The organism is Variovorax sp. GW821-FHT09B05, from assembly GCF_059418265.1.
Genome location: NZ_JBWKPN010000010.1, coordinates 105,204 through 129,855, shown reverse-complemented (window position 1 = coordinate 129,855; position 24,652 = coordinate 105,204). Strand labels below are relative to the sequence as shown.

Sequence of the window (24,652 nt, the reverse complement as noted above, 5' to 3'; positions counted from 1 at the left end):
GGGGTGTTGAAACGAGAGAGACCAAAGGACTCGCCTATGATCGACCTGTCGAGCAAGGGTTGGACACAATCTTTTGCAACTCACAAGCCGGGATAGCAGTCGTCACGTGCAGCGACAATGCCGGGTTGGCCTGGGGAGGGAAATCCCGCGGGTCTCTTGACCAACAGCCAAACAGGGAGGCTGTCTGACCACTGCGTCAGAGGCCAAGCGCAGATGCGCTTGGGGGGTCTGGGTTGTTCAACAATCAATCAGTCGTGCGATGAGGATCGTTTTGAGAAGACGCTATGTGCACCCCATTGGGCCAGCCAATCATTTGGTTCGGGTTTTGTTGAGGTAGGGCTTGTCCCGAATTCGAAATTGACGATGGCGAAAATTGATTTTCCGTGGGGGTTGAAATTGAAAAGAGTAGCGAATTTTCTGAAGTGGGGTCTGCTGGCATCTGTGATGGTGTTGCAGGCATGCGCAATTGCACCAGGCATGGGGAACGTCGAACCCTATGACGCTGCCGGTCCGTTGCCCAACGACTTCCGCTATCTGCCGGACGGGGCGCCCGAGGGCGAGATCACTCCTATTTCCCTTGCGCTGGTTCGTACCTTGGCCGAGGCCGCACCTCAGGGCGTGCCGTCGGAAGTGCGTGCGCTGTTTGGCAAGGGCGCGCGCTACACCATTGGATCGGGCGATGTGGTGGGTGTCATCGTGTATGACCACCCTGAACTTTTGCCGAATGCAGGGGCTGTCATCTCGCAGTCGGTGGATCCGACGGGCGTGCAGGTCGCTCCGGGGTTCATCGTCGATGCCGACGGCGAGATTGCATTTCCCTATATCGGTCGTGTGCGCGTTGCAGGTTTGAGCGAAGGCGATGCTTCGGATCTGCTGATCAAGTTGCTGAGACCGCACATTCGCGATCCCCAGGTCACGGTGCGAATCCAATCCTTCAGAAGTCGCCGTGCGTACGTGGAAGGCGAAGTTCGCACTCCTGGCTCGCAGATCTTCACGGACGTGCCGATGACGCTGAATGAAGCCATCAACCGAGCTGGTGGCATCACGGCGGCGGGGAATCGGTCCTCGGTCACGCTGATTCGGAATGGCCAGTCCATCCTCATTGATTTGGTCAAGCTGCGCGAGGCCGGTTATGACGGCAACAGCATTCCTCTGAAAAGCGAGGACACCATCCGCGTGGCGAATAGGGAGGACTCCAAGGTCTTTCTCATGGGCGAGGTCCTCGCACCTTTGGCATTGCCCATGCGCAGCAATGGTCGTCTCAGCTTGAGTGAAGCCTTGGGCGAAGCCGGAGGGCCAATGAATGCCACGGCCAGTGCCGGTCAGATTTATGTCATTCGGCAAGGTGCAACAGGTGCTCCTGCGATCTTTAATCTCAATGCCAAGAACCCCGCTGCACTTGCGATTGCGAGCCAGTTTCGGCTGCAGTCTCAAGATGTGATTTACATCGATCCCGTTCCTTTGGTCAAGTGGAACCGCGTGGTCAATTTGATTCTGCCTTCGGCGTCGGTGGCGAATACTGCGAGCGAAATTTACGTCAGACACAACAACTGACGCACAGAGCCCCACACGTTGCCTGAACGGCGAATGCCTTGATTGGGGCTGTCAAGAAACGTTCAGGCGCAAAGGCGAAGTCTTCCATCGAAGACACGTCGACAAGTCTTTGGCTTCGATCCTCTTAGTATGCAAATCCTTTCTACCAAACAACCCATTGCGATCATCGGTCTAGGCTATGTCGGGCTGCCTCTTGCTGTGGAGTTCGGCAAAAAGCGTCAGGTTGTTGGCTTTGACATCAATGCCAAGCGCATTGCCGAGTTGCAAGGTGGTCAAGACCACACGCTCGAAACCACTCCTGAAGAACTAGCGGCTGCAACACAACTTGCCTTTACGTCGCACGTCGATGACTTGCGTGATTGCTCCGTCTTTATCGTGACCGTTCCGACGCCGATCGACAATGCCAACCGACCTGATCTGACACCTCTGATCAAGGCCAGTGAAACCATTGGCAAGGTCATGAAGGCTGGTGCGATCGTGATCTTCGAATCGACGGTGTATCCAGGGGCCACTGAAGAAGTTTGTGTGCCTGTCTTGGAGAAGTTCAGTGGCAAGAAGTTCAACGTCGAATTTTTCTGCGGATATAGCCCGGAGCGAATCAATCCTGGGGACAAAGTCAACACGCTGACCAAGATTAAGAAAATCACCAGCGGAAGCACTTCGGAGGTGGCAGACCTGGTAGACGCGCTCTATAACGAGATTATTACCGCGGGTACGCACAAAGCGGCCAGCCTCAAGGTGGCGGAGGCTGCCAAGGTAATTGAGAACACGCAGCGTGACCTGAATATAGCCCTTGTCAACGAACTCTCCGTGATCTTTGAGCGCCTGGGTATAGACACCCTCGATGTGCTTGAGGCTGCGGGAAGTAAGTGGAACTTCCTACCGTTCCGTCCCGGCCTCGTAGGTGGGCACTGCATTGGCGTGGACCCCTATTACCTTACACACAAGGCCGAACAGGTTGGCTACCACCCACAGGTGATATTGGCCGGGCGTCGCATCAACGACAATATGGCGCGCTACGTGGCTCGCAACACCATCAAGCTGATGCTGAAGAATGGCATGGATGTGCCGCGTTGCCGTATCGGTGTGCTGGGCATCACCTTCAAGGAAAACTGCCCCGACATTCGCAACAGCAAGATCGTCGATATGGTGCGAGAGTTCGAGGCATGGGGCGCTTCCGTCGAGGTAGTGGATCCGTGGGCCGATGCAGAAGAGGTGGCTCATGAATATGGCCTTCAACTCGGCCGGGTCGATGTGGATCATCCGGTCGATGCGCTTGTGGTTGCGGTAGGTCACAACGAATACCGCCATGCGAGCACGGCTGAACTGCGCTCGCTCTGTCGGGGCGAGCAGCCTGTGCTGGTTGATGTCAAAAGCCTATTCAACGTGCAGGACGCACGCAACAGCGGCTTTTCGGTGTTCCGTCTCTAAGCCATTTTCCGTTTCTTCGACATGAAAAACTTTGCTCTCATCGGCGCCGCCGGCTATATCGCTCCACGTCATATGCGTGCTATCAAAGACACGGGCAACCATCTCTCGGTTGCCTACGATGTCAACGATTCGGTCGGCATCATCGACAGCATTTCGCCGCAAAGCGAATTCTTTACCGAGTTCGAGAGGTTTTCCGAGTACGCACAGCAACTCAAGCGCAACCCTGCGACTGCGTTGGACTACGTTGCGATCTGCAGTCCCAATTATTTGCATCATCCGCACATTGCCGCGGGCCTGCGCTTGGGTTGCGATGTCATCTGCGAGAAGCCGCTAGTGCCCACTCCAGACCTAGTTGAGGAACTGGAGCGAGTCGAAAAGGAAACGGGCAAGCGCGTCTTCAACATCCTTCAGTTGCGTCACCACGATGCAATCCTGAAGCTTCGTGACAAAGTGGCCGCTGCGCCGGTAGATACAAAGTTCGATGTCGAACTGACCTACATTACTTCGCGCGGCAAGTGGTATATGGAAAGCTGGAAGGGCGACAACCGCAAGTCGTTCGGTGTAGCAACCAATATCGGCGTGCATTTCTATGACATGCTGCACTTCATTTTCGGCAAGCTGCAACGCAACGTGGTGCATTACAGCGGCACAGCAAAGGCAGCCGGTTACCTTGAATACGAACGTGCGCGCGTGCGTTGGTTCTTGTCCATTGACGCAAATGATCTGCCGGCTGATGTGAAGGGAAAGAAGACTACTTTCCGCAACATCGATATTAGTGGCGAAAAGCTTGAATTCTCGGAGGGCTTCACGGATTTGCACACCGTGAGCTACAAGGAAATCCTGGCTGATCGTGGCTATGGCTTAGAGGACGCACGCCACTGCATAGAGACCGTTGACGTGATCCGCCGCGCGACGCCGGTTCGTGGTGAGCAGGGCGAAGTGCACCCGTTTGTGCGCCAATTGGCCTGACGCCGAGCGAGGCCGCCATGGCATACAAAGCCCACCCCACCGCCATCATCGATGAAGGAGCCCGAATAGGCGACGGTACTCGAATCTGGCATTGGGTGCATGTTAGCGCGCAGGCGTCGATCGGCGACGGCTGCTCTCTTGGCCAGAACGTCTATGTAGGCAATGACGTGACCATTGGCCATAACGTAAAGATTCAGAACAACGTGAGCGTCTATGACGCAGTCACATTGGAAGACGACGTGTTCTGCGGACCGAGCATGGTCTTCACCAATGTCTACAACCCGCGTTCGGCCGTCACTCGCAAGGACGAGTATCGCCGCACTCTCGTGAAGCGCGGCGCGACGCTGGGCGCCAACTGCACCATCGTGTGTGGGAACACGGTCGGTGAATACGCATTTGTGGGCGCCGGTGCTGTGATCAATCGGAATGTGCCGGCTTACGCGCTCATGGTTGGAGTCCCAGCCCGGCGGATCGGCTGGATGAGCGAATTTGGCGAGCAACTTGTATTGCCCCTCGAAGGCGTGGCGGAGGCCGTTTGTGCGCATACCGGCGCGCGCTATGTACTCAACGGCAACGCCGTGACTAAGTTGGATACCAAGAAGCCATGATCGAATTCATCGACCTCAAGACCCAGCAAGCCCGCATCAAGGATCAGCTCAACGTAGCCATCCAGCGCGTACTCGCTCATGGGCAGTACATTCTTGGCCCCGAAGTTGCCGAACTGGAAGAGAAACTGGCGGCCTACACGGGCGCCAAGCATTGCATTACCGTGGCCAACGGGACCGACGCTTTGCAGATTGCCCAAATGGCGCTTGGAATTGGCCCGGGTGATGAAGTTATCACGCCGGGCTTTACCTATATTGCAACTGCTGAAACTGTGGCCTTGCTGGGCGCCAAACCGGTATACGTGGACATTGACCCTCGCACCTACAACCTGGATTCGGCGCTGCTGGAAGCTGCGATCACTTCGCGGACCAAAGCAATCGTTCCAGTAAGCCTGTACGGGCAATGTGCCGACTTCGATGCGATCAATGCCATTGCCGCCAAGCACCGCATTCCGGTGATCGAGGATGCCGCACAGAGCTTTGGTGCGACCTACAAAGGGCGAACGAGCTGCAACCTCAGCACGATTGCCTGTGCCAGTTTCTTTCCGAGCAAGCCGCTGGGGTGCTATGGCGACGGTGGCGCTATTTTTACCAGTGACGATGAATTGGCAAAGGTGATGCGGCAGATTGCGCGGCATGGGCAAGACCGACGGTATCACCACATTCGTGTGGGAGTGAACAGTCGGCTCGATACGTTGCAGGCGGCTGTGCTGCTGTCGAAACTGGATGTCTTTGATGACGAACTCGCCGCTCGCCAGCGAGTGGCAGCGGAATACGGGCGTTTGCTAGGAGAGAGCAGTATCGTGGCCAGTCCTCAAGTTGAGCTGCATAACCAAAGTGCATGGGCTCAATATACGCTGAGGGTGCCAAATCGAGATCATCTGCAGGCTCGCATGAAACAAGAAGGCGTGCCCACGGTGGTGCATTATCCCATCCCATTGAATCTGCAACCTGCCGTATCAGATGATAAGGTGAATTTGCCTGTTGGGGACGCAATCGCACAGGAGGTTCTAAGTCTACCAATGCATCCTTACCTGTCGCCTCCAGATCAGGCGCGAATTTGCTCCGTGCTACTGCACCAATAAGGTTTCGATGTCGGTCCAGAGTGCCATCGCGGCATTGCGCGACAAGCTTCGAGCGCTGAGCCAAATCAGCTTTTTGCGCTCGGTAGGAGTGCTTGTTGGTGGAACGGCCTTTGCGCAAGCTCTTACCGTTCTTGCCCTGCCGCTCGTTACGCGGTTGTACACACCCTCTGATTTCAGCGCGCTTGCCGTTTTCGTTTCGATTACAACAATCATTTCTGTCGTCGCATGTTTGCGCCTAGAGATCGCGATCCCGATGCCGGAAAGCGACGATGATGCCGCTAATCTATTGGCCTTGGCACTTCTTATTTGCTCCATGGTGGCAATGTTTTTGGGGTTGACTATTTTTTTTGCGCCGACTGATTTCATCGGTTTGGCTGCGAAAAATCCGTTGCGACCCTATTTATGGTTACTACCATTGGCGGTATGGTTGGCCGGCGGATATTCTGCCGTTCAATTTTGGTCCACGCGTAAGAAAAAGTTTGGGACCATTGCCAAAACAAGAATGACTCAAGCTTTAGGTGGGGCAGGTACTCAGATCGGCTTGGGTTGGATGGGAGTGGCTCCTCTCGGCTTACTATTAGGGCAAACAATTGGTAGCGGCGCTGGCTTTTTAAATTTACTCCTATCCGCGCTTCGAGAAAATAAAAAATCTTTCCAAAACGTCAGTTGGTCAGGTATGTTGCAGGTTTTGCGGAAATATGATCGTTTCCCAAAATATTCGACATTTGAGGCATTTGCAAATAGCGCTGGGTTTCAGTTGCCGATCATTTTCATCGCATCCAGTGCTATAGGGCCGGAGGCTGGGTATTTGATGCTTGCAACACGAGCCATGGCCGTGCCAATGGGGTTGGTGGGAGGAGCTATTGCTCAAGTTTATCTTTCTAAAGCGCCAGAAGAACTGCGTGATGGGCGGCTTGGAGCATTCAGTACAGAAATACTTGCCAGTCTGTTCAAAACCGGTGTAGGGCCTTTGCTATTTATTGGCATTGTTGCTCCTCCTCTCTTTTCTATCGTATTCGGTGCAGCGTGGGGGCGTTCAGGAGAAATTGTCACATGGATGATTCCATGGTTTATTTTTCAATTCATGTCGTCACCGATTTCCATGGTGATGCATGTGGTTGGCAAACAGCGATCCATGCTTGCCCTCACCATTTTTGGACTGCTTCTGCGCCTTGGATCCGTTGTGATTGTCGGGCACTATGCGGTGGGTTATCTTTCGGAAATGTATGCAATCTCCGGTGGAGTATTTTATTTTGCTTGCTGCTGGTTATTTGGACGGGCGGCGGGAGTCACTGGAAGTGCAATTGAACAAATAGTGACAGGCAATCTTTTCCAGGTAATTTGGTGGGTGGCGGCGGCAGTTTTGCTTCGTGTTATTTTTTATATCTTATGAGTACAAAGCGCCTACTTAAGATGGTCGCATCTCGATCTCGGCCTCTCCTCAATTTTTTTCTTTCTATTTTTTTTGAAGAAAAATATCTAAAAGGTCGGCATTTCGAGTCCGGATACACCGGGTATTTCTGGGCGTTCAGGTCGATTTGGTTGAAGAACATACTTCGAATATCTACACCCCACCCATGGCCTACGGGCCTCTCCTGTACGTTATCTAATCCGAGAAACATCGAATTCCATTGCGATGATTTGAATAACTTTCAATCGCCTGGGACTTATTTTCAAAATTTCAAAGGCCGAATAGTTATCGGCCGCGGAAGCTACATTGGGCCGAATGTCGGTCTTATCACATCGAATCACAATATAGATGATCTTGAAAAACATGAAGATAGCCAGGATATATTCATTGGCGAGCAATGCTGGCTCGGTATGAATGTCGTGGTGCTGCCTGGCGTGACGCTAGGGGCTAAGACGATAGTCGCTGCAGGTTCTGTCGTGACAAAAAGCTTTCCCGAGGGTAATGTGGTTCTCGCTGGAATTCCTGCGAAATTCTTAAAAAAATTAACTTGATTTGGGTGTTGAGCGAGGAATTGAAATTAGGCATCAAAAACGGTACAACTGTTTTGAGGCTTTATCAAGGGGTTTTAAATTCCAGGCTGCGTGGTTTGCTGCATTACTGGATGACAGGAGCATGTTGAGATGAAAATACTAACGGTCATTGGTGCGCGCCCTCAGTTTGTCAAAGCTGCGGTTATTTCGCGCGCGTTTGAAGATTTTCGAAATGATGTTGAAGAAGTTATTGTCCACACTGGCCAGCATTACGACTCGAATATGTCGGATGTATTCTTTGAAGAGTTGAGCATTCCAACTCCGCTGCACAACCTGGGAGTTGGTGGAGGCACCCATGGCGAGAACACTGGTCGGATGCTAGAAAAATTGGAAGCTCTACTATTGGTCGAGAAGCCGAATTGGGTGCTAGTTTACGGCGACACCGACAGCACCTTAGCGGCGGCGCTGGCAGCAAGCAAATTACATATTCCGGTCGCGCACGTTGAGGCCGGCCTGCGCTCCTTCAATCGCCGTATGCCAGAGGAAATCAATCGCGTGTTAACGGACCATGTGGCGACGCTGTTGTTTGCGCCCACTGAAAAAGCGCGGATTAATCTCTTAAAGGAGGGAATCCATGCTGAAAAAATTCATGTCTTGGGCGATGTAATGCATGACGCAGCTCTTTTCTATAAAGAACGAGCCAAGAAACCTGAATGGTTTGATGGCTTTTTAATTAATCCGGGTGAATTCATACTTTGCACCGTCCATCGAGCAGAGAATACAAATACTCGAGAGCGAATGGAAGGGATTCTTAAAGGATTGGAAGCCTCGGGGCTGCCAGTTGTGTTGCCTTTGCATCCACGGACGCGCGGAAAATTAAACCAGATGGACCTCGCATTACCCGGAAACGTAATTGTAGTTGATCCGGTTGGATATCTGGAGATGGCGTGGCTCGAGGCAAATTGCCAGTTGATCGCAACCGACTCGGGCGGCGTGCAAAAAGAGGCTTACTTTCATGGAAAGCCCTGCGTCACTTTGCGCGATGAAACTGAATGGGTGGAACTGGTCGAATGCGGTGTCAATACTGTCGCTGGCACCGACGGTGAAAGTGTTGAGAAATCAATTCGACAGGCAAGTATGCCAGCTCATTTTGACACCATGCTTTATGGTGATGGAGCATCGGGAGTGAAAATCGCAACTGCTATTCGCTGAAGATTTTTTTCAAAGGAACCGTTTTTGCCGTATCAGGCGAGGCCTCGAAGCGAGGCAGGAGTTTTGCTCGAGGCTTCTTAGTTGCGAAATTTGATTGACTAGATGGCAAAAAGAATTAATTCTGTATGGATGCTCGCGCCACAAAACACAATTGGATTGCTGTTTTTTGGGCAGCTGGTTCTTTGGCTTTTATTTTTTCCTGAGGTTAGCTCTGTTGAAAATGGCGAGCCTAAAGTCTGGAACATTCTTTCCATATTGTTCTTCTGCGCTGTCACTCTAATTATCGTTGCTGGTGCTCTGATCGGTCAGATATCGGTCAAGGCAAATTCATCTCCTTCCCAGCTAAAACCCAAGACTTACTATCGTTTCGCAATCGGATGTTTGCTACTGTCAACCGCCGCAACGCTCTATAAATTTCAGCCGATCCTGAATGATCCATCGATGCTGTTGCTTTTCCTACAGCCGAGCGGCGCCAATATGGTTTACGTCGCGGTTTCGGAAAGTGATTTTGGTGTTGCCTCGTTGCAAACTCTTTGGATAATTCCTGCCGCTATTCTTTCCTTCTTTTTGTATTCTGGTGCGTATAGGAAGTTAAAATTATTCAAGCTGTGCTATGTGCTGCTTGTGTTGGACGTTCTTTCGGTTGCTGCAATAAATTCCAATCGAATTGCAGTTATTAATTTCATGTTAGTTTCGGCTGTAACCTATGTGTACTTGAAGAAGCCACGGTTAAGGGTAAGTCGCGTTGCACTTGCTGTTTTGATGGTGTTAGTGGTTTATTGGATAGGGTCGTTGATGAGAGACGGTTTGGTGTTCGCGGACGAGAACAATCTGAGCCTATTCGATTCGGAAGTTTTTCTCTATATTTTCAAGGTGTTTCTTGAAAAATACAGCGTGGGTGAACTGAACAATGCATTCGTGATAATGGAATATGTATCGGACGCGAAAAATTTCGCATATGCAACCATGTTCCAGCGGTATTTTCCCGCTGATGCACCGCTAAGAAATATCAACACACTCAATGTCATTGGAATTTGGTATTGGCAATTTGGTTTTCTGCTGGTACTTCCGTTTGCGTTGGGATTTGGGCTGGTTGTCGGTGCTCTCTATAAAAAGTCCATGCATTCGACAAACGGTTCGAACATCAGCGCGCTAAAAATCATTTACGTTCTTTGTTTCGTCGGATTTTTCAATATACTGCGCGTCAACTACTATTTTTTGCAAATGTTTTTAGTGCCATTTTCGTTGGCCTGTTTCTTTTTTGCTTTAAGCGCTTTACTGAACTTGAGACGCTAGCCGTTATATCTGGAGGCATTGAATTTTTTGCCGGGATGCAGTGAAAGTGAACGCCCAATAATCTGATCTCTCATGAAAAAGACCGTTATATTTACTACGCACGTACACAATTCCAAGCGGAAAGCGGGCTTCCATTGGATTGCGGATGCTTTTTATAGACGAGGGTGGGAGGTCACTTTTGTCACTTGCATATCCTATGTTGATACTTCACGGGGCGATTATCGCATCGAATATCTCGATAGGTCTAAATATAATAAATTGGAAAGGGTGCGGGACAGATTTAAGTCATACGTCATGTTCAATTTCGTGCGCCCTTTTGCAATTAATCCTTTGATAGATAAAATCACTCGATATCCGTTTGCCTTATATGGCAAAACGGGCTTTGGCGAATTGACGCACGAAATTGCCGCGGCAGACATAATCGTCCTGGAATCAATTTACGAGATAATGTATTTTGAGGAAATCAAGAAAGTCAATCCGGCTGCAAAAATAATTTACAGAGTTTCGGATGACATGAATGTAGTGAACGTTCATCAAGTGTGTCGCGACTACGAACGTAGAATTGCTCCTGCGTTCGACTTGGTCAGCTGCCCTACGGAAATGATTTTTGAAAAGTTCAAGGGACTTGAGAATTCTGTCATTCACAAGCACGGCGTGCCTGTGCATCTGTATGACGAGCCGTCCGACAGCCCTTATGTTAGGGGGTCAGTCAATTCAGTCTTCGTTGGCACTTCTGCGTTTGATTTTGAATTTCTTGAAGTTGCGTGCAAGAAATTTCCGCAAATTAATTTCCATATAATCGGGCCAATTGAAAAGCGCATCGAAGCCCCGAACGTGCTGTTCTATGGAGAAATGGCGTATATAGATACCATCCCATACGTAAAGCACGCGGATATTGGGCTGAGCCCTAGAACCTTGGTCGGGTTGGGGGATAGCAATAAGATTCAGCAATACGAATATTGTGGATTGCCGATAGTTATGTCTTCAATTAGTGACTCGACTAACAAAAGGGTGATTTTTTATAAAATCGGCTCCGAGGCGAGTATTGTAGAAGCAATCAACTCGGCCTTGGCGTGGACACCTGCTGGTTCAATCCGACCCGTCGTTCGATCTTGGGACGATCTTCTGAATGATTTTTTCTCTTCTATAGACGTCGCACTGCCGGTGGTCGAGTTGCATCGCTAGATGACAATCAAATGATTTTTTGCAAGAAATGGCGTAAGAATCGGGTGATGATTAGTTGGAGGGTCAGATGAAAAAGTTGATTGAAAAGAAAAAGAAAATAGGTTTCGACCTCACTCCATTTGTTTATGGGCGCGCTGCAGGGTATAACGAGTATGTGCTATCCCTTATGGAGGGATTGGTGTCCTGTCAGAGCGAAGAATATTTAATTACTTTGTTTGTGAGGAAGGACCAATGTCAGCATTTTTCGTTTCTTCCGTCAGATTTCAAAATCATTGAAGTTGATGTCACCAGCGTAATCAGACGAGTTCTTTGGCAGAATTTATGGTTGCCCTTTGTCAAGGGAATTGATTTTTTTGTTTTCACGGGAAATTTTGCTCCAATCCATTTGGGGACGCCCTATCTGCTCGTTACGCATGATTTGAATTATAAAAGATATGCGAATAACTTCAGTGTTTTGGGCTTGGCTTATAGGAAATTCATTTCTAAACGATCCGTCTTGAAAGCGGCGATTTCCGTCACTGGAAGCGAAGTTGTGCGGGAGGAGACTTTGCGAGAATTCGGAGCGTCAACGTTTGTTGTCTATAATCCGGTGCGGGTTTCGGTGAAGAATGTGGAAAGTGAAAAAAAGATCGTAGTTTGTCCGACTTCTTTAGCCCTTCACAAAAATGCTTCGTCTGCCTATGAGGCATGCATTCGACTCGTCGAGAAATTTTCGGATGTGAAGGTATATTTCATCGGGAATTGGATTGTCGAAGATTTTCCTGCAAATCGTCGTCATTCGAATGTAGAATTGCTTGGGTATGTCGATGAGATAAAAAAAGCCGAAGTTTTCGGAAGCGCTTGCTGTATTTTGACTGCAAGCGTTTATGAGGGGTTTGGCATGCCATATGCTGAAGCCATGCTGATGAATAAATCTTTGGTGTGCAGCAACATACCTGTTGCGAACGAAGTTGCGCTCAATTATCCTTTTTATATTCAGGCGCCCTTTGATTCCGAAGCAATTTATGATGCGCTCTGTAATGCGTATTCTTCAGGATTTACGCCTGGATTGGTTGATCCATCGATCATTGATCGTTTTCGTCCTGTGAATGCGGTTAAATCCTATCTCGAGCTCATAAATGAAAATCTTCAGTGATAAGATACTTTGCATTACCGGCGGTACTGGTTCGTTTGGAAATGCTGTTCTGAAGCGCTTCTTGCACAGCGATTTGGCTGAAATTCGTATTTTTAGCCGAGACGAAAAAAAGCAAGATGATTTGCGTAGGCGCTATAGCGATCCAAAGCTTAAATTCTATATTGGTGATGTGCGTGACATGCGGAGCGTGAGTGCCGCCATGCGCGGTGTCGACTATGTATTTCATGCTGCTGCGCTCAAGCAAGTGCCTTCTTGCGAATTTCACCCGCTGCAGGCAGTTCGTACCAATGTGCTTGGAACGGAGAACGTCTTGGAGGCAGCAATTGCCGCAGGCGTGCAGCGCGTTGTGTGCCTCAGTACAGACAAAGCGGTCTACCCTATCAACGCGATGGGCATCAGCAAGGCCATGATGGAAAAGGTGATGGTCGCCGCTAGCCGAAATCTCGAGAGCACCAACACTGTCATCTGCGGCACCCGCTATGGCAACGTCATGGCCTCCCGTGGTTCGGTCATTCCGCTGTTCGTGGAGCAGGTGCTCGCTGGCAAGCCCATTACGGTGACCGACCCATCCATGACCCGCTTCATGATGACGCTGGAAGACGCCGTTGAATTGGTGCTGCATGCCTTCGAGCACGGCAACAACGGCGATATCTTTGTGCAGAAGGCACCCGCAGCGACTGTGCAGGTGCTGACGCAGGCCATCCTGGAACTTATGCGCAAGCCGGATCACGAAGTCCGCGAGATTGGCACGCGTCATGGCGAAAAACTCTACGAAGCGCTTTTGAGCCGTGAGGAGATGGCCTGTGCCGAAGATCAAGGCGACTATTACCGCGTGCCGCCAGATGGCCGCGATTTGAACTACGCCAAGTATGTGGAGCAAGGCGAGCAGCGCATCACCCACAGCACGCACGGCGAGGATTACAACTCGCACAACACCACCCGCCTCGATGTGGAAGGCATGAAGACGCTGCTGCTCAAGCTCGACTTCATGCAACGGGTCGCGCGCGGCGAGCACGCCGAAGCAGAGGGCTGACAGGATGAAGGTGTTGATTACCGGCGCCGACGGGTTCGTAGGAAAGAACCTGCAGCTTCATTTGGCCGAGCGTAAGGATGTGCAGATTGCTCGCTTCACCCGCGACAACTGTGTGGCAGAGCTGCCTGCGCTTCTGGAGGACGTCGACTTCGTATTTCATCTGGCAGGGGTCAATCGCCCGCAAGATCCGCAGGAATTCGCCACCGGTAACGTCGACCTCACGCAAGGTCTTTGTCGCGCCGTCGGCGCGCTGGCGGAAGCAACTGGCAAGAAGGTGCCCATTCTCTATACGTCTTCCACGCAGGCGGAGCGTGACAACCTTTACGGAAACAGCAAGCGCGGTGCGGAAGAAGCACTGCAAGTAGTAGCGCGTGACCTCGGCATTCCGGTGCATGTCTTCCGTTTGCCCAATGTCTTCGGCAAGTGGTGTCGGCCGAACTACAACTCCGCCGTAGCTACCTTCTGCCACAACACTGCACGCGACATCCCGATCCAGGTCAACGACCCTGCAGCCTCCGTCACGCTGGTGTATGTTGACGACGTCATCGAGCGTTTCCTTCAACTCATGAATGGCGCTGACGCCATGGTGAACGCGGATGGTTTCGCGACCGTCATGCCGCAATACACTATCACGGTTGGCGAGTTGGCGCGGCAGATCCAGTCGTTCAAGGACAGCCGGAATACCCTTATGACCGACCGCGTGGGGACGGGCTTGGTGCGTGCGCTCTACTCAACTTATGTGAGCTACTTGCCGCCCGAATCGTTTGCCTACACCGTGCCTCAACACGGGGACGCGCGCGGTGTGTTCGTCGAAATGCTAAAAACGCCGGACGCGGGCCAGTTCTCGTTCTTCACCGCGCACGCGGGTATCACGCGGGGCGGCCACTATCACCACAGTAAAACCGAGAAGTTCCTGGTCATCCGGGGGCAGGCGTGCTTCAAGTTTCGGCACATGCAGACCGGCGAAACTCATGAACTCGTAACTACGGGGGACAAGGCTGAAATCGTCGAGACCGTTCCCGGCTGGACGCACGACATCACCAACATCGGCACCGAGGAGATGGTCGTCATGCTCTGGGCCAACGAGGTGTTTGATCGCGCGCGGCCAGACACGTTCGCCTGCCCGCTCTAGCCCTCGGGACTTCGGATTTCTTGCAATGAAAAAACTCAAAGTCATGACCGTGGTCGGTACCCGGCCCGAGATCATTCGCCTTTCACGTGTGCTGGCCCGTTTAGACGAGCATTGCGATCATGTGCTGGTGCATACCGGCCAGAACTACGACTACGAGCTCAACCAGGTCTTCTTCGACGATCTGAGCGTGCGCAAACCCGACCATTTCCTGAACAGCGCGACCAACGCCACCGGCGCAGCACACACCATCGGCAACCTCATCATCGCGGTGGACCAGGTACTGGGTGAAGTACAGCCCGAAGCCATGCTGGTGCTAGGCGACACCAATAGCTGTCTCTCGGTGATTCCAGCCAAGCGTCGCAAAATTCCGATCTTTCACATGGAGGCTGGCAACCGCTGCTTCGACCAGCGGGTGCCCGAAGAAACGAACCGCCGTATCGTGGATCACACCGCCGATGTCAACCTGACCTACAGCACTATCGCGCGCGATTACCTCCTGCGCGAAGGATTGCCGCCTGACCTGGTCATCAAGACCGGCAGCCCGATGTTCGAGGTGCTGACGCACTACCGGTCGCACATCAATGCGTCCGACGTGCTTGAGCGCTTGGGGTTGAAGGCTGGACACTATTTCGTGGTGAGTGCTCATCGTGAAGAGAACATCGAGTCGCCGCAGTCCTTCGCCAAATTGGTGGCGATCTTGAATGCGGTTGCTGAGGACCACGACTCGCCAGTCATTGTCTCGACGCATCCGCGGACTCAAAAACGCATCGACGCTACGGGCGCGCAGTTTCATAAGCACGTACGCTTGTTGAAGCCGCTGGGGTTCCATGACTACGTCAAGCTGCAGCTGTCGGCGCGCGTCACGCTCTCCGATAGTGGAACCATCAACGAGGAATCGTCGATCCTTAACTTTCCGGCGCTCAATCTGCGCGAGGCGCACGAGCGGCCCGAGGGGATGGAAGAAGCTGCCGTCATGATGGTGGGTCTCGAAGTGGACCGCGTGCGCCAGGGTCTGGCAATTATGGAAAGCCAGCCGAGGGGAGCGGAGCGCGGCCTGCGCCAGGTGGCCGACTACAGCATGCCCAATGTGTCGGACAAGGTGCTGCGCATCGTCCACAGCTACACCGACTACGTGAACCGCGTGGTCTGGAAGAAGTACTGACGCATGACAGTCCGCGTGTTGTTGCTGACGCAATGGTTCGACCCCGAACCTACGTTCAAGGGCATCGTGTTCGCCCGTGAATTGGTGCGCCAGGGCTTCGAGGTCGAGGTGTTGACGGGTTTTCCCAATTACCCGGGCGGTAAGGTGTACCCGGGCTATCACATCAAGCTGTTGCAACGCGAAGTGATCGATGGCGTGCAGGTGACTCGTGTCCCTCTTTACCCCAATCATGACCAGTCGGCCATCAAGCGTGTGTTGAACTACGCGAGCTTCGCCGCTTCATCTCTCTTTTATGGCTTGTTCGTGGCGCGTCGGCCCGATGTGATCTATGCCTACCATCCGCCGCTCACGGTAGGCGTCACGGCCGGGTTGCTGCGGCTTTTGCGCCGCATCCCGGTGGTCTATGACATCCAGGACATGTGGCCGGACACGCTGCGTGCCACAGGCATGGTCAACAATGCCCGGGCGCTGGGCATCGTGGCTGCGGTATGTCGCTGGGTGTATCGGCGAATGGACCACATCGCAGTGCTTTCACCGGGTTTCATGGGCCTGCTATTGCAGCGTGGTGTGCCCGAAAGCAAGGTGGACGTGATCTATAACTGGGCCGACGAAGTCGCGCTGGGGTCACCCCAAGGTCATCCTCCGGCGAGCTTCCCGGGTCCGGAGCGGCTCCGCATCCTTTTTGCAGGGAACATGGGCAAGGCTCAGGCGCTGGATACCGTGCTCGACGCGGCTGCTCTCCTGCAGGCGCGCAACGTCCAAGTGTGCTTCGTGCTGCTGGGCGGCGGCGTCGAGGTGGCTCGACTGAAGCAGCGGGCTATGGATTTGCAGCTACAGAACGCGATCTTCTTGCCACCCGTGCCCATGTCGGAAGTCGGCGCCTTGCTAAATGCGGCCGAGGTTTTGCTTGTTCATCTGCGCAAGGATCCGCTGTTCGAGATCACGATTCCTTCGAAGACGCAGGCTTACATGGCAGTGGGCAAACCGCTGCTGATGGCGGTCGATGGCGATGCGGCCAGGTTGGTTTCGCAGTCGGGCGGTGGTCTGGTGGTTGAATCCGAAAACACCCAAGCGCTCGCCGATGCGGCGGAAGCACTGGCGGCAATGCCGCGCGATGCCTTGGCTACCATGGGACGCCGGGCGCAGCGCTACTACCGTGAGCAACTGGCCTTGCAAGTCGGCGTGTCAAAGTTCGGTGCCATCTTCAAGCGACTGGCAGCGGGGTGATACCGAAATGAAGCGTCTTTTCGACATCGTGCTTGCCAGCCTTGCATTGCTACTCCTCAGTCTTCCGCTGCTGTTCTTGACTTGGCAGGTGCGTCGGAAGCTGGGCAAGCCCGCGTTCTTTCGCCAGATGCGGCCGGGCCTGGGTGGGCGGCCGTTTAACATGGTGAAGTTCCGCACGATGACTGATGCGCGCGACGCCAGTGGTGAATTGCTGTCCGACGCGGACAGGTTGACTTCCTTCGGCCGTTTCCTGCGTGCCAGCAGTCTCGACGAGTTGCCCGAACTGTGGAACGTGCTCAAGGGCGACATGAGCCTAGTCGGGCCGCGTCCCCTGTTGATGGACTACCTATCGCTGTACTCCGCGGAGCAGTCTCGCCGCCATGAAGTGCGCCCCGGCATCACGGGCTGGGCACAGATCAACGGGCGCAATGCGTTGAGCTGGGATGAGAAGTTTCAACTCGACGTCTGGTACGTCGACAATAGTTCGTTCTGGCTGGACATCAAGATCCTGTGGCTGACAGTGCGCAAGGTGCTCGTGCGCGATGGCATCAGTGCGACGGGCGAAGCAACAATGCCTCGATTCGTAGGCTCGCGAACTGGAGACAAAAAGTGACCCTTCCTCTTTTTGCTGTTTATGGTGCCAGCGGCTATGGCCGTGAAGTGATGCCGCTTGCGCGTGAACAAATATTGCGCCAGGGCGTACCAGCCAAGCAGTTGGTGTTTGTCGACGATCATTGCGAGATGCGCACGGTCAATGGTCAGCGAGTGCTCAGCTATGAAGAATTCGTGCTGGCCGAAGCCAGCGCGCGGCACGCGGTGCTGGCCATCGCCGACAGTAAGGTACGGGAACAGTTGGCCGCACGTTGTGCAGCAAACGAGGTGCTTCCATGGACGGTGGTTGCACCCAACGTTGTAATGCTCGACGACGCCGTCGTGGGAGAGGGCGCCATACTGAGTCCCTTTGCCATGCTCACGTCCAATCTTCGCATCGGGCGGCACTTTCACGCCAACATCTACAGCTACGTTGCGCACGACTGCGTAATCGGCGACTTCGTGACCTTTGCACCCGGTGTGAAATGCAATGGCAATGTCGTTGTTGAAGATCACGCCTATGTTGGAACCGGTGCGGTCATCAAGCAAGGAAAGCCCGGCCAGCCTTTAGTTATTGGTCGCGGGGCAGTGATTGGCATGGGCGCCGTCGTCACGCGCGATGTGCCTCCCGGCACCACCGTGGTTGGAAATCCCGCCAAACAGTTTCTCAAAGGTTGATCCTCTGTGTTGAACACTCCTTTCTCCCCCTGGCCTAGTTTCACCGTCGAAGAGGCCGATGCCGTGCAGCGCGTGCTCTTGTCCAACAGGGTCAATTATTGGACGGGGCAGGAATGCCGGATGTTTGAAAAGGAGTTCGCCGCTTGGGCGGGCACCAGGCATGCGCTGGCACTTGCCAACGGCACGCTGGCCCTGGATGTAATCCTCAAGGGCATGGGTATCGGCCCGGGCGATGAGGTGGTTGTTACACCGCGTACCTTCATCGCCAGCGTGTCTTGCGTTGTGAATGCAGGGGCGACGCCGGTGTTTGCCGACGTCGATGCGGAAAGCGGAAATCTTTCGGCCGAGACCATTGCGCAGGTTGTCACGTCCCGTACCAAAGCTGTCATTTGCGTACATCTGGCGGGCTGGCCCTGCGACATGGATCCGATCATGGTGCTGGCTGATAGGCACGGTTTCAAGGTGATCGAAGATTGTGCTCAGGCGCACGGTGCACGCTACAAAGGTCGTTCAGTCGGATCCATCGGCCATGCAAGTGCTTGGTCGTTCTGCCAAGACAAGGTAATGACCACCGGCGGCGAAGGTGGCATGGTTACCACCAACGATGATTTGCTGTGGCGCGCCATGTGGGAGTACAAGGATCATGGCAAGAGCTACGAGGCCGTATACGAGCGCGAGCACCCGCCAGGCTTTCGCTGGTTGCACGAGAGCTTCGGCACCAATTGGCGCATGCTCGAGATTCAAGCCGTTATTGGCCGTATCCAGCTGCAGCGAATGGCGGAATGGACGGCCATTCGCACGCGCCATGCGCAAGCATTGTGGAATGCGGCGCGTCCCTATGCCGCAGTTCGGACTCCCGATTTCGCGAGCCGCGCCGCGGCCGGGAGTGCTCATGCGCACTACAAGTGCTACCTGTATGTGCAACCAGAGCGGTTGGCGAAAAACTGGACGCGTGACCGTATCATCGATGCCATTCAGGAAAACGGCGTTCCCTGCTATCAGGGGTCGTGCTCCGAGGTGTACCTGGAACGCGCGTTCGAAGGCACAAATTGGCGGCCGTTGCAGCCGCTGCCCGTCGCACATGTCCTCGGTGAGACGAGCCTTATGTTCCTGGTGCATCCAACGTTGACATCCCTTGAGGTCGACAAGAGCTGCAGCGTGCTCTCGGAGGTGCTGGCGGAGGCGACGGCTTGAACGGTATGCTGGGCGCACGATTTTGAGGGAGCGATATCGATGCACGCATTGCGAAGCAGTTGCCCCGACCATTGTGTGGCTGGAGCCCGCTCGGAAGATGTCTTGTTGCTTGGAGCTATGGCAGCACAGCTTGTCAAGAGTTATACCGATCGAACACCTTGACAAGTCGATTTTGTCGAAGTCAGCGCATGACAGTGAACAACTAAAATGTAAAACAGGGACGCAAATTATTGTGGTTGATTCTTCAACGCGGCTGCGAGCCGCCCTCAAATCCGCAGGTTATCGCACGCCATGAGGTCCGTACTTGTCGTATGCATAGGCAATATCTGTCGTAGTCCGATGGGCGAAGCGCTGATTGCTGCCGCATTGCCGCACTTGAAGGTCGGATCTGCTGGTATTGGTGCGCTCGTAGGGCAGCCGGCGGATCCTTTGGCACGTGCCCTGATGGCTGAACGAGGCATCGATATCGAGGCGCACCGTGCGCGACAGTTGACCACCCTGATGTGCCAAGAAGCCGACTTGATTTTGGTCATGGACGAAGAGCAGCGTCTGCATGTCAATCAGCGTCATCCATTCGCCCGCGGTAAGTTATTTCGCTTGGGTGAGGTCGCCCGCGTAGATATCCCCGACCCCTATCGCTTGGGCCGACCGGCCTTCGATCAAGCCCTGCAACTCATCGAGGCCGGCGCGAACGCCTGGACCGAGCGCATAAAGAAACTTTCATGAACGCCTTCGTTACCTCATCTGCCTCTTCCGCTAGTGTTGCGGCGCCTTCGCACGACGACGACGACGCCATTCGCTTGTCAGAATATCTGGACATACTAATTGATCGCAGATGGCTGGTGGCGGGCATCACCGCTGTTGCCGTCGCGCTCGGTGTGGCATATGCATTGCTCTCCACGCCGGTCTATCAGTCCAACCTTTTGATTCAGGTTGAAGACTCTGCGCCAGATGCAAAGAACTTTCTTGGCGACACGGCCAATTTGTTCGATGTAAAAACACCTGCATCCGGTGAAATCCAAATTATTCGGTCACGCATGATCATGAGTGGCGCAGTGGAAGCCACGCGGCTTTATATACATGCACGCCCACGCTACATACCAATTATTGGGGAATGGCTTGCGCGACGCGCCAAGGGGGTCTCTGAGCCTGGATTTCTTGGGATGAGCGGATATGTTTCTGGAAAGGAGGTCATCAATATCGCAAAATTTGATGTGCCTCCGGTGTTTGAGGATCAAGCTCCTTTTACGATTACCGCTCAGTCTGACGACCAGTACACTCTCACGCATCCTGATCTTGATGAGCCAATAACCGGGAGCATTGGGAAGGTATTGACCCAGCAATTGCCCGGAGGGGTTCTCGAACTGCTCGTATCACAACTCGATGGCAAGCCTGGTGCGCAATTTCTTGTCTCGCGCGCGTCTTTGCTGGCGACCACGGAAGATTTGCAAAGGCGCGTACAACTCAATGAGCAGGGCAAGCAGTCCAATGTAATTAGCGCAACATTGGAAGACAGTGATCGCGATAGGCTGCGTCGCATTCTCGACGAAATTGGTACGCAGTATGTGCGCCAGAATGTAGATCGCAAGGCTGCGGAGGCAGAGAAAACTCTGCAATTTCTTGATAAGCAATTGCCTGACTTCAAAAAGCAACTCGAAAATTCGGAAGACGCGTATGCGGATTTTCGAAATAAAAACGGCACGATTGCTTTTGATGAAGAGGCCAAGGCGATTCTCGGTCAGGCCGTGCAGTTGCAATCCAAGCTGCTTGAGTCGGAGCAGCTTCGCCGCGACCTTCTTTCCCGTTTCACTGAAACGAACCCCAAGGTTCGGGTCATCGATGGTCAGATTGCGGCCTTCCGGCACGAGCTCGATGGTGTAGATCGCCGAGTGAGTGCAATGCCCGTACTTCAACGCGATGCACTGCGTCTTGAGAGAGATGTACGGGTTAACGGGGAGCTCTACAAGTCGCTTCTCAATAGTTCGCTTCAACTGCGGCTTGTGAAAGAGGGCAAGGTGGGTAATGTTCGCTTGCTTGACAAAGCAACTGAGCCCAAAAGGCCTGTGAAGCCGCAAAAGCCGCTTGTGGTCGCGTTGTCATTGGTGTTGGGGCTATTGTCCGGCATTGCGCTGGCGATTGTGCGCAGCAAGATGGCCAGTGGTATTCACAATCCGCAAGAGATCGAAGATCGTCTGGGGTTGAGCGTCTACTCGGTGGTACCGCAAGCACTCGAACAGGATGCCCTTCTGCAACTGATCGCCACTGGCGCCGGCGGAGCTCAGGTCCTGGCCGTGACCGCGCCTGAAAGCCTTGCCATTGAAAGTTTGAGAAATCTACGCATTTCTCTACAACTTGCGTTGATGGAGTCTGGAAGCAATCGAGTATTGGTAACCGGCGCAACGCCGGGAGTTGGCAAGAGCTTTGTTTCGAGCAACTACGCTGTCATCATGGCTCAGGCCGGCAAGCGGGTGCTGCTGATCGATGCGGACTTGCGCAAAGGTCATATCAACAAGTCCTTCGGTCTTTCGCGTCAGGGCGGTCTTGCAGATGTCTTGGCTGGAGACATGGCTTTTGAGCAGGCCATCCATCCGCAGGTGCTTCCGAACCTCGACGTTCTTACGACTGGAAATTACCCCTTCAACCCGGCCAACATGATGCTGTCGTCGGCCCTGGGAGACATCTTGGACGGAGCATCACAGCGGTACGATCTGGTTGTGATCGACAGCCCTCCTGTTCTTGTGGCTGCTGATGCGGCGGCAGTGTCTGCCCATGTTGGTGCCATCTTGCTGGTTGCTCGCGACGGATTGACTCAAATCGGTGAACTTAGCGAGAGCGTCAAGCGGTTGGCACACGCCAATCAACGCGTGAGCGGGGTTGTGTTCAACGGAATGGACCTTTCGCGCAGGCACTACGGCAGCTATGGATACAAGTACGGCGGCTACCGCTATACAGAATACAAGTACAAACAAGCGGATTGAAGTTGTTAGAGTGGTGAGCACTGGCTTCAGGCACGGGGCGCTTACCTCTCCCTCGTTGGGGAGCGAACCTCCTATGTCTTTTGAGGGGTCGTCTACAAACGTGGTAGTTAGTACACTTTCTAACAATCAAATTTCTTGAGGGTGAAGAGTGATATGCGGCATGAGGGGCACAATCCTCCGCAATGTCCGGGTGTGACTCGGGTAGGAGTTCCTGCGTGATCAATCGTCTGGCAGAGCAGTTGCTCGGGCTGCCTAGACCTGCCAAACGGTTACTGGCGTTGTGCGTGGACGCGCTCGTGTGCGTGCTGTGCGTCTGCTTTGCGTTGAGCCTTCGTTTTGAACAATGGATGCTCCCTCGCGGATCACAATGGTGGGCTGCGGCGATAGCGGCGCTGATTGCGCTCCCGTTGTTCACTGTGTTTGGTCTATACCGCGCGATATTCCGATATGCGGGCGCGCCTGCGGTCTTGGCTATCCTGCGAGCGTGTGCGTTGTTCGGGCTGGCCTATGCTGCGCTCTTCACGCTCGTCGGCATCAGCACCGTGCCGCGCACAGTCGGACTGGTGGTTCCGCTGCTGCTCTTCATGTGTATCGGCGGACTGCGCATGCTTGCGCGCTACTGGCTCGGTGGCATGTATATGAGTGCGGTCCAGCGCAAGTCATTGCCTCAGGTCGTCATCTATGGGGCTGGCGGTGCGGGGCTGCAACTCGCAGCTGCACTCGCGCAAAGTCGCGACATGCTGGTGCGAGCCTTCATCGATGATGCCAAGCACCTTCACGGCAGTACTCTCAACGGCGTCAGAATTCAACCGCCGGGCTGGTTGCGGGATAACGCCGCAATGCTCGGAATTTCGGATGTCTTGCTGGCAATGCCCTCCACGAGCAGGGCAAGGCGCGCGGAGATCCTGCATGATCTGTTGCCGCTTCATCTGCACGTGCGCACGCTGCCCGCGCTCGCAGATCTGGCCAATGGCCGCGTGCAGGTTCACGATCTGGTCGAAGTCGATATCGAGGATCTGCTGGGCCGTGATCCTGTCGCGCCGGTCGACGATCTGTTGCACAAGCACATACGGCATCAAGTGGTGCTGGTCACTGGCGCTGGCGGCTCGATCGGCAGCGAACTTTGCCGGCAGATCATCAAGCTTGCGCCCTCGAAGCTGCTATTGGTGGAGTTGACGGAATTCGCGCTTTACGCGATCCATCAAGAATTGGAGGCGATGTGCCCCGATGTCCAAGTGATTCCCCTCCTGGCTTCGGTGCGTGATCCGGCGCGTCTGCGCGAGATCATGCGCACTTGGCGGCCCGATACCGTCTATCACGCGGCCGCCTACAAGCATGTACCGCTCGTGGAGCACAACCCCGTTGAAGGGGTGCGAAACAATTCACTGGGTACGCTCATGGCGGCCCAAGTCGCGATGGAGTGTCAAGTTCGCCGATTCGTGCTGGTAAGTACCGACAAGGCGGTGCGGCCGACCAACATCATGGGAGCCAGCAAGCGCTTGGCCGAGCTTGCTTTGCAAGGATTGGCACAACAACCTTCGGGCACCTGCTTTTCGATGGTGCGCTTCGGCAATGTGCTGGGCTCCAGTGGTTCTGTGGTTCCGCTGTTCCGCCGGCAGATCGAGGCCGGTGGTCCGATTACCCTGACGCACGCTGACATCACCCGTTATTTCATGACGATCCCCGAGGCGGCGCAACTGGTGATCCAGGCTGGCGCCATGGCGCAAGGCGGAGACGTCTTCGTTCTCGACATGGGTGAGCCGGTTCGGATCATCGATTTGGCCCGAAGACTGGTGGAGCTTTCGGGGCGAACCGTTCGCGACGAGAACGCCCCTGACGGAGACATCGAACTTCGCATTACAGGCCTGCGACCAGGTGAAAAGCTTTATGAAGAACTTCTCATCGGGAACAACGCGATGCAGACCAGTCACTCTCGGGTGATGAAGGCCCACGAGCCTTGCCCACCGGCCGAGGAGCTATGGCGGCAGTTCGCAATGTTGGGAGCCATCCTCGATCGCAACGATGTGCCAGCACTCAAGCATGCGCTGGCGCAGATGCTGCCTGGATACCAACCGCATGCGGAGGTGGTCGACTGGGTGCATCTAGAAAGGCACTCGGCAAACGCGGTGCTGTTGCGTGACGTCGATGAAGATTCGAACATCGTTGGTGATGAGGTACTGCTGGATAGCTCGACTCGGGTTGCCGGAGCCGTTCTGGTGGCCTGAATCGGATTGCTTGATCCAC

The 24,652-nt window shown here is 53.9% G+C and carries 21 protein-coding genes; all 21 read left to right on the top strand.

The window, feature by feature from the left end:
• The first annotated feature begins 156 nt into the window (after window positions 1–156).
• The 21 genes from AC07RM_RS24975 (at window position 157) to AC07RM_RS24875 (ending at window position 24,633) form a co-directional block, all read left to right on the top strand.
• The gene (locus AC07RM_RS24975) at window positions 157–1,554 is read left to right on the top strand and encodes a polysaccharide biosynthesis/export family protein (RefSeq protein WP_495336282.1); all 1,398 of its coding nucleotides are present in this window, start codon (window positions 157–159) and stop codon (window positions 1,552–1,554) included.
• Window positions 1,555–1,683: 129 nt separating this feature from the next.
• Window positions 1,684–2,985: a Vi polysaccharide biosynthesis UDP-N-acetylglucosamine C-6 dehydrogenase TviB gene (gene tviB, locus AC07RM_RS24970; protein WP_495336281.1), complete on the top strand. Its 1,302-nt coding sequence runs from the start codon at window positions 1,684–1,686 to the stop codon at window positions 2,983–2,985.
• Window positions 2,986–3,006: 21 nt separating this feature from the next.
• On the top strand, window positions 3,007–3,954 hold the full coding sequence (locus AC07RM_RS24965; RefSeq protein WP_495336280.1) for a Gfo/Idh/MocA family protein: 948 nt from the start codon (window positions 3,007–3,009) through the stop codon (window positions 3,952–3,954).
• Window positions 3,955–3,971: 17 nt separating this feature from the next.
• Entirely contained in the window at window positions 3,972–4,562 is a 591-nt protein-coding gene (locus AC07RM_RS24960; protein ID WP_495336279.1) for an acyltransferase, read from the top strand.
• Window positions 4,559–5,644: a DegT/DnrJ/EryC1/StrS family aminotransferase gene (locus AC07RM_RS24955; protein ID WP_495336278.1), complete on the top strand. Its 1,086-nt coding sequence runs from the start codon at window positions 4,559–4,561 to the stop codon at window positions 5,642–5,644. Before AC07RM_RS24960 ends, AC07RM_RS24955 begins: the two co-directional genes overlap by 4 nt.
• A 7-nt stretch (window positions 5,645–5,651) precedes the next feature.
• Window positions 5,652–7,037 carry a lipopolysaccharide biosynthesis protein gene (locus AC07RM_RS24950; RefSeq protein ID WP_495336277.1) on the top strand — a complete coding sequence of 462 codons (1,386 nt, stop codon included), beginning with the start codon at window positions 5,652–5,654 and terminating at the stop codon, window positions 7,035–7,037.
• Window positions 7,038–7,285: 248 nt separating this feature from the next.
• Window positions 7,286–7,606: an acyltransferase gene (locus tag AC07RM_RS24945; RefSeq protein WP_495336276.1), complete on the top strand. Its 321-nt coding sequence runs from the start codon at window positions 7,286–7,288 to the stop codon at window positions 7,604–7,606.
• A 129-nt stretch (window positions 7,607–7,735) separates the two neighbouring features.
• Window positions 7,736–8,797: a non-hydrolyzing UDP-N-acetylglucosamine 2-epimerase gene (gene wecB / locus AC07RM_RS24940; protein WP_495336275.1), complete on the top strand. Its 1,062-nt coding sequence runs from the start codon at window positions 7,736–7,738 to the stop codon at window positions 8,795–8,797.
• 129 nt (window positions 8,798–8,926) lie between these two features.
• A complete protein-coding gene (locus tag AC07RM_RS24935) occupies window positions 8,927–10,093 on the top strand; it encodes an oligosaccharide repeat unit polymerase (protein ID WP_495336274.1) in 1,167 nt (388 codons plus the stop codon).
• A 72-nt stretch (window positions 10,094–10,165) separates the two neighbouring features.
• The gene (locus AC07RM_RS24930) at window positions 10,166–11,278 is read left to right on the top strand and encodes a GumK N-terminal domain-containing glycosyltransferase (protein ID WP_495336273.1); all 1,113 of its coding nucleotides are present in this window, start codon (window positions 10,166–10,168) and stop codon (window positions 11,276–11,278) included.
• A gap of 67 nt (window positions 11,279–11,345) precedes the next feature.
• Window positions 11,346–12,413, top strand: coding sequence for a glycosyltransferase (locus AC07RM_RS24925; RefSeq protein WP_495336272.1), 1,068 nt, complete (start codon window positions 11,346–11,348; stop codon window positions 12,411–12,413).
• Complete coding sequence (locus AC07RM_RS24920; RefSeq protein ID WP_495336396.1) at window positions 12,403–13,446, top strand: polysaccharide biosynthesis protein; 1,044 nt, start codon at window positions 12,403–12,405, stop codon at window positions 13,444–13,446. The genes AC07RM_RS24925 and AC07RM_RS24920 overlap by 11 nt, the downstream gene beginning before the upstream one ends.
• Window positions 13,447–13,450: 4 nt before the next feature.
• A complete protein-coding gene (gene wbjC / locus AC07RM_RS24915; RefSeq protein ID WP_495336271.1) occupies window positions 13,451–14,578 on the top strand; it encodes a UDP-2-acetamido-2,6-beta-L-arabino-hexul-4-ose reductase in 1,128 nt (375 codons plus the stop codon).
• A gap of 25 nt (window positions 14,579–14,603) precedes the next feature.
• Window positions 14,604–15,740: a non-hydrolyzing UDP-N-acetylglucosamine 2-epimerase gene (gene wecB, locus AC07RM_RS24910; RefSeq protein ID WP_495336270.1), complete on the top strand. Its 1,137-nt coding sequence runs from the start codon at window positions 14,604–14,606 to the stop codon at window positions 15,738–15,740.
• 3 nt (window positions 15,741–15,743) lie between these two features.
• Complete coding sequence (locus tag AC07RM_RS24905) at window positions 15,744–16,967, top strand: glycosyltransferase family 4 protein (protein ID WP_495336269.1); 1,224 nt, start codon at window positions 15,744–15,746, stop codon at window positions 16,965–16,967.
• Between the two features lie 7 nt (window positions 16,968–16,974).
• Window positions 16,975–17,580, top strand: coding sequence for a sugar transferase (locus AC07RM_RS24900; protein ID WP_495336268.1), 606 nt, complete (start codon window positions 16,975–16,977; stop codon window positions 17,578–17,580).
• Window positions 17,577–18,236, top strand: coding sequence for an acetyltransferase (locus tag AC07RM_RS24895; RefSeq protein WP_495336267.1), 660 nt, complete (start codon window positions 17,577–17,579; stop codon window positions 18,234–18,236). Before AC07RM_RS24900 ends, AC07RM_RS24895 begins: the two co-directional genes overlap by 4 nt.
• A gap of 6 nt (window positions 18,237–18,242) precedes the next feature.
• A complete protein-coding gene (locus AC07RM_RS24890) occupies window positions 18,243–19,430 on the top strand; it encodes a DegT/DnrJ/EryC1/StrS family aminotransferase (RefSeq protein ID WP_495336266.1) in 1,188 nt (395 codons plus the stop codon).
• Window positions 19,431–19,721: 291 nt separating this feature from the next.
• Window positions 19,722–20,156 (top strand): low molecular weight protein-tyrosine-phosphatase, encoded by a 435-nt coding sequence (locus AC07RM_RS24885; RefSeq protein WP_495336265.1) that lies wholly within the window; start codon window positions 19,722–19,724, stop codon window positions 20,154–20,156.
• A complete protein-coding gene (locus AC07RM_RS24880; protein WP_495336264.1) occupies window positions 20,153–22,408 on the top strand; it encodes a polysaccharide biosynthesis tyrosine autokinase in 2,256 nt (751 codons plus the stop codon). The genes AC07RM_RS24885 and AC07RM_RS24880 overlap by 4 nt, the downstream gene beginning before the upstream one ends.
• Before the next feature lie 215 nt (window positions 22,409–22,623).
• Window positions 22,624–24,633, top strand: a complete 2,010-nt coding sequence (locus AC07RM_RS24875) for a polysaccharide biosynthesis protein (RefSeq protein WP_495336263.1) — start codon at window positions 22,624–22,626, stop codon at window positions 24,631–24,633.
• Window positions 24,634–24,652: the final 19 nt, after the last annotated feature.

Excerpts from the sequence above, each read along its gene's own strand:
- tviB (WP_495336281.1), top strand. The coding sequence starts at position 1,684 with ATGCAAATCCTTTCTACCAAACAACCCATTGCGATCATCGGTCTAGGC.
- AC07RM_RS24965 (WP_495336280.1), top strand. The coding sequence starts at position 3,007 with ATGAAAAACTTTGCTCTCATCGGCGCCGCCGGCTATATCGCTCCACGT.
- AC07RM_RS24960 (WP_495336279.1), top strand. The coding sequence starts at position 3,972 with ATGGCATACAAAGCCCACCCCACCGCCATCATCGATGAAGGAGCCCGA.
- AC07RM_RS24955 (WP_495336278.1), top strand. The coding sequence starts at position 4,559 with ATGATCGAATTCATCGACCTCAAGACCCAGCAAGCCCGCATCAAGGAT.
- AC07RM_RS24950 (WP_495336277.1), top strand. The coding sequence starts at position 5,652 with ATGTCGGTCCAGAGTGCCATCGCGGCATTGCGCGACAAGCTTCGAGCG.
- wecB (WP_495336275.1), top strand. The coding sequence starts at position 7,736 with ATGAAAATACTAACGGTCATTGGTGCGCGCCCTCAGTTTGTCAAAGCT.
- AC07RM_RS24935 (WP_495336274.1), top strand. The coding sequence starts at position 8,927 with ATGCTCGCGCCACAAAACACAATTGGATTGCTGTTTTTTGGGCAGCTG.
- AC07RM_RS24930 (WP_495336273.1), top strand. The coding sequence starts at position 10,166 with ATGAAAAAGACCGTTATATTTACTACGCACGTACACAATTCCAAGCGG.
- AC07RM_RS24925 (WP_495336272.1), top strand. The coding sequence starts at position 11,346 with ATGAAAAAGTTGATTGAAAAGAAAAAGAAAATAGGTTTCGACCTCACT.
- wbjC (WP_495336271.1), top strand. The coding sequence starts at position 13,451 with ATGAAGGTGTTGATTACCGGCGCCGACGGGTTCGTAGGAAAGAACCTG.
- wecB (WP_495336270.1), top strand. The coding sequence starts at position 14,604 with ATGAAAAAACTCAAAGTCATGACCGTGGTCGGTACCCGGCCCGAGATC.
- AC07RM_RS24905 (WP_495336269.1), top strand. The coding sequence starts at position 15,744 with ATGACAGTCCGCGTGTTGTTGCTGACGCAATGGTTCGACCCCGAACCT.
- AC07RM_RS24900 (WP_495336268.1), top strand. The coding sequence starts at position 16,975 with ATGAAGCGTCTTTTCGACATCGTGCTTGCCAGCCTTGCATTGCTACTC.
- AC07RM_RS24885 (WP_495336265.1), top strand. The coding sequence starts at position 19,722 with ATGAGGTCCGTACTTGTCGTATGCATAGGCAATATCTGTCGTAGTCCG.
- AC07RM_RS24880 (WP_495336264.1), top strand. The coding sequence starts at position 20,153 with ATGAACGCCTTCGTTACCTCATCTGCCTCTTCCGCTAGTGTTGCGGCG.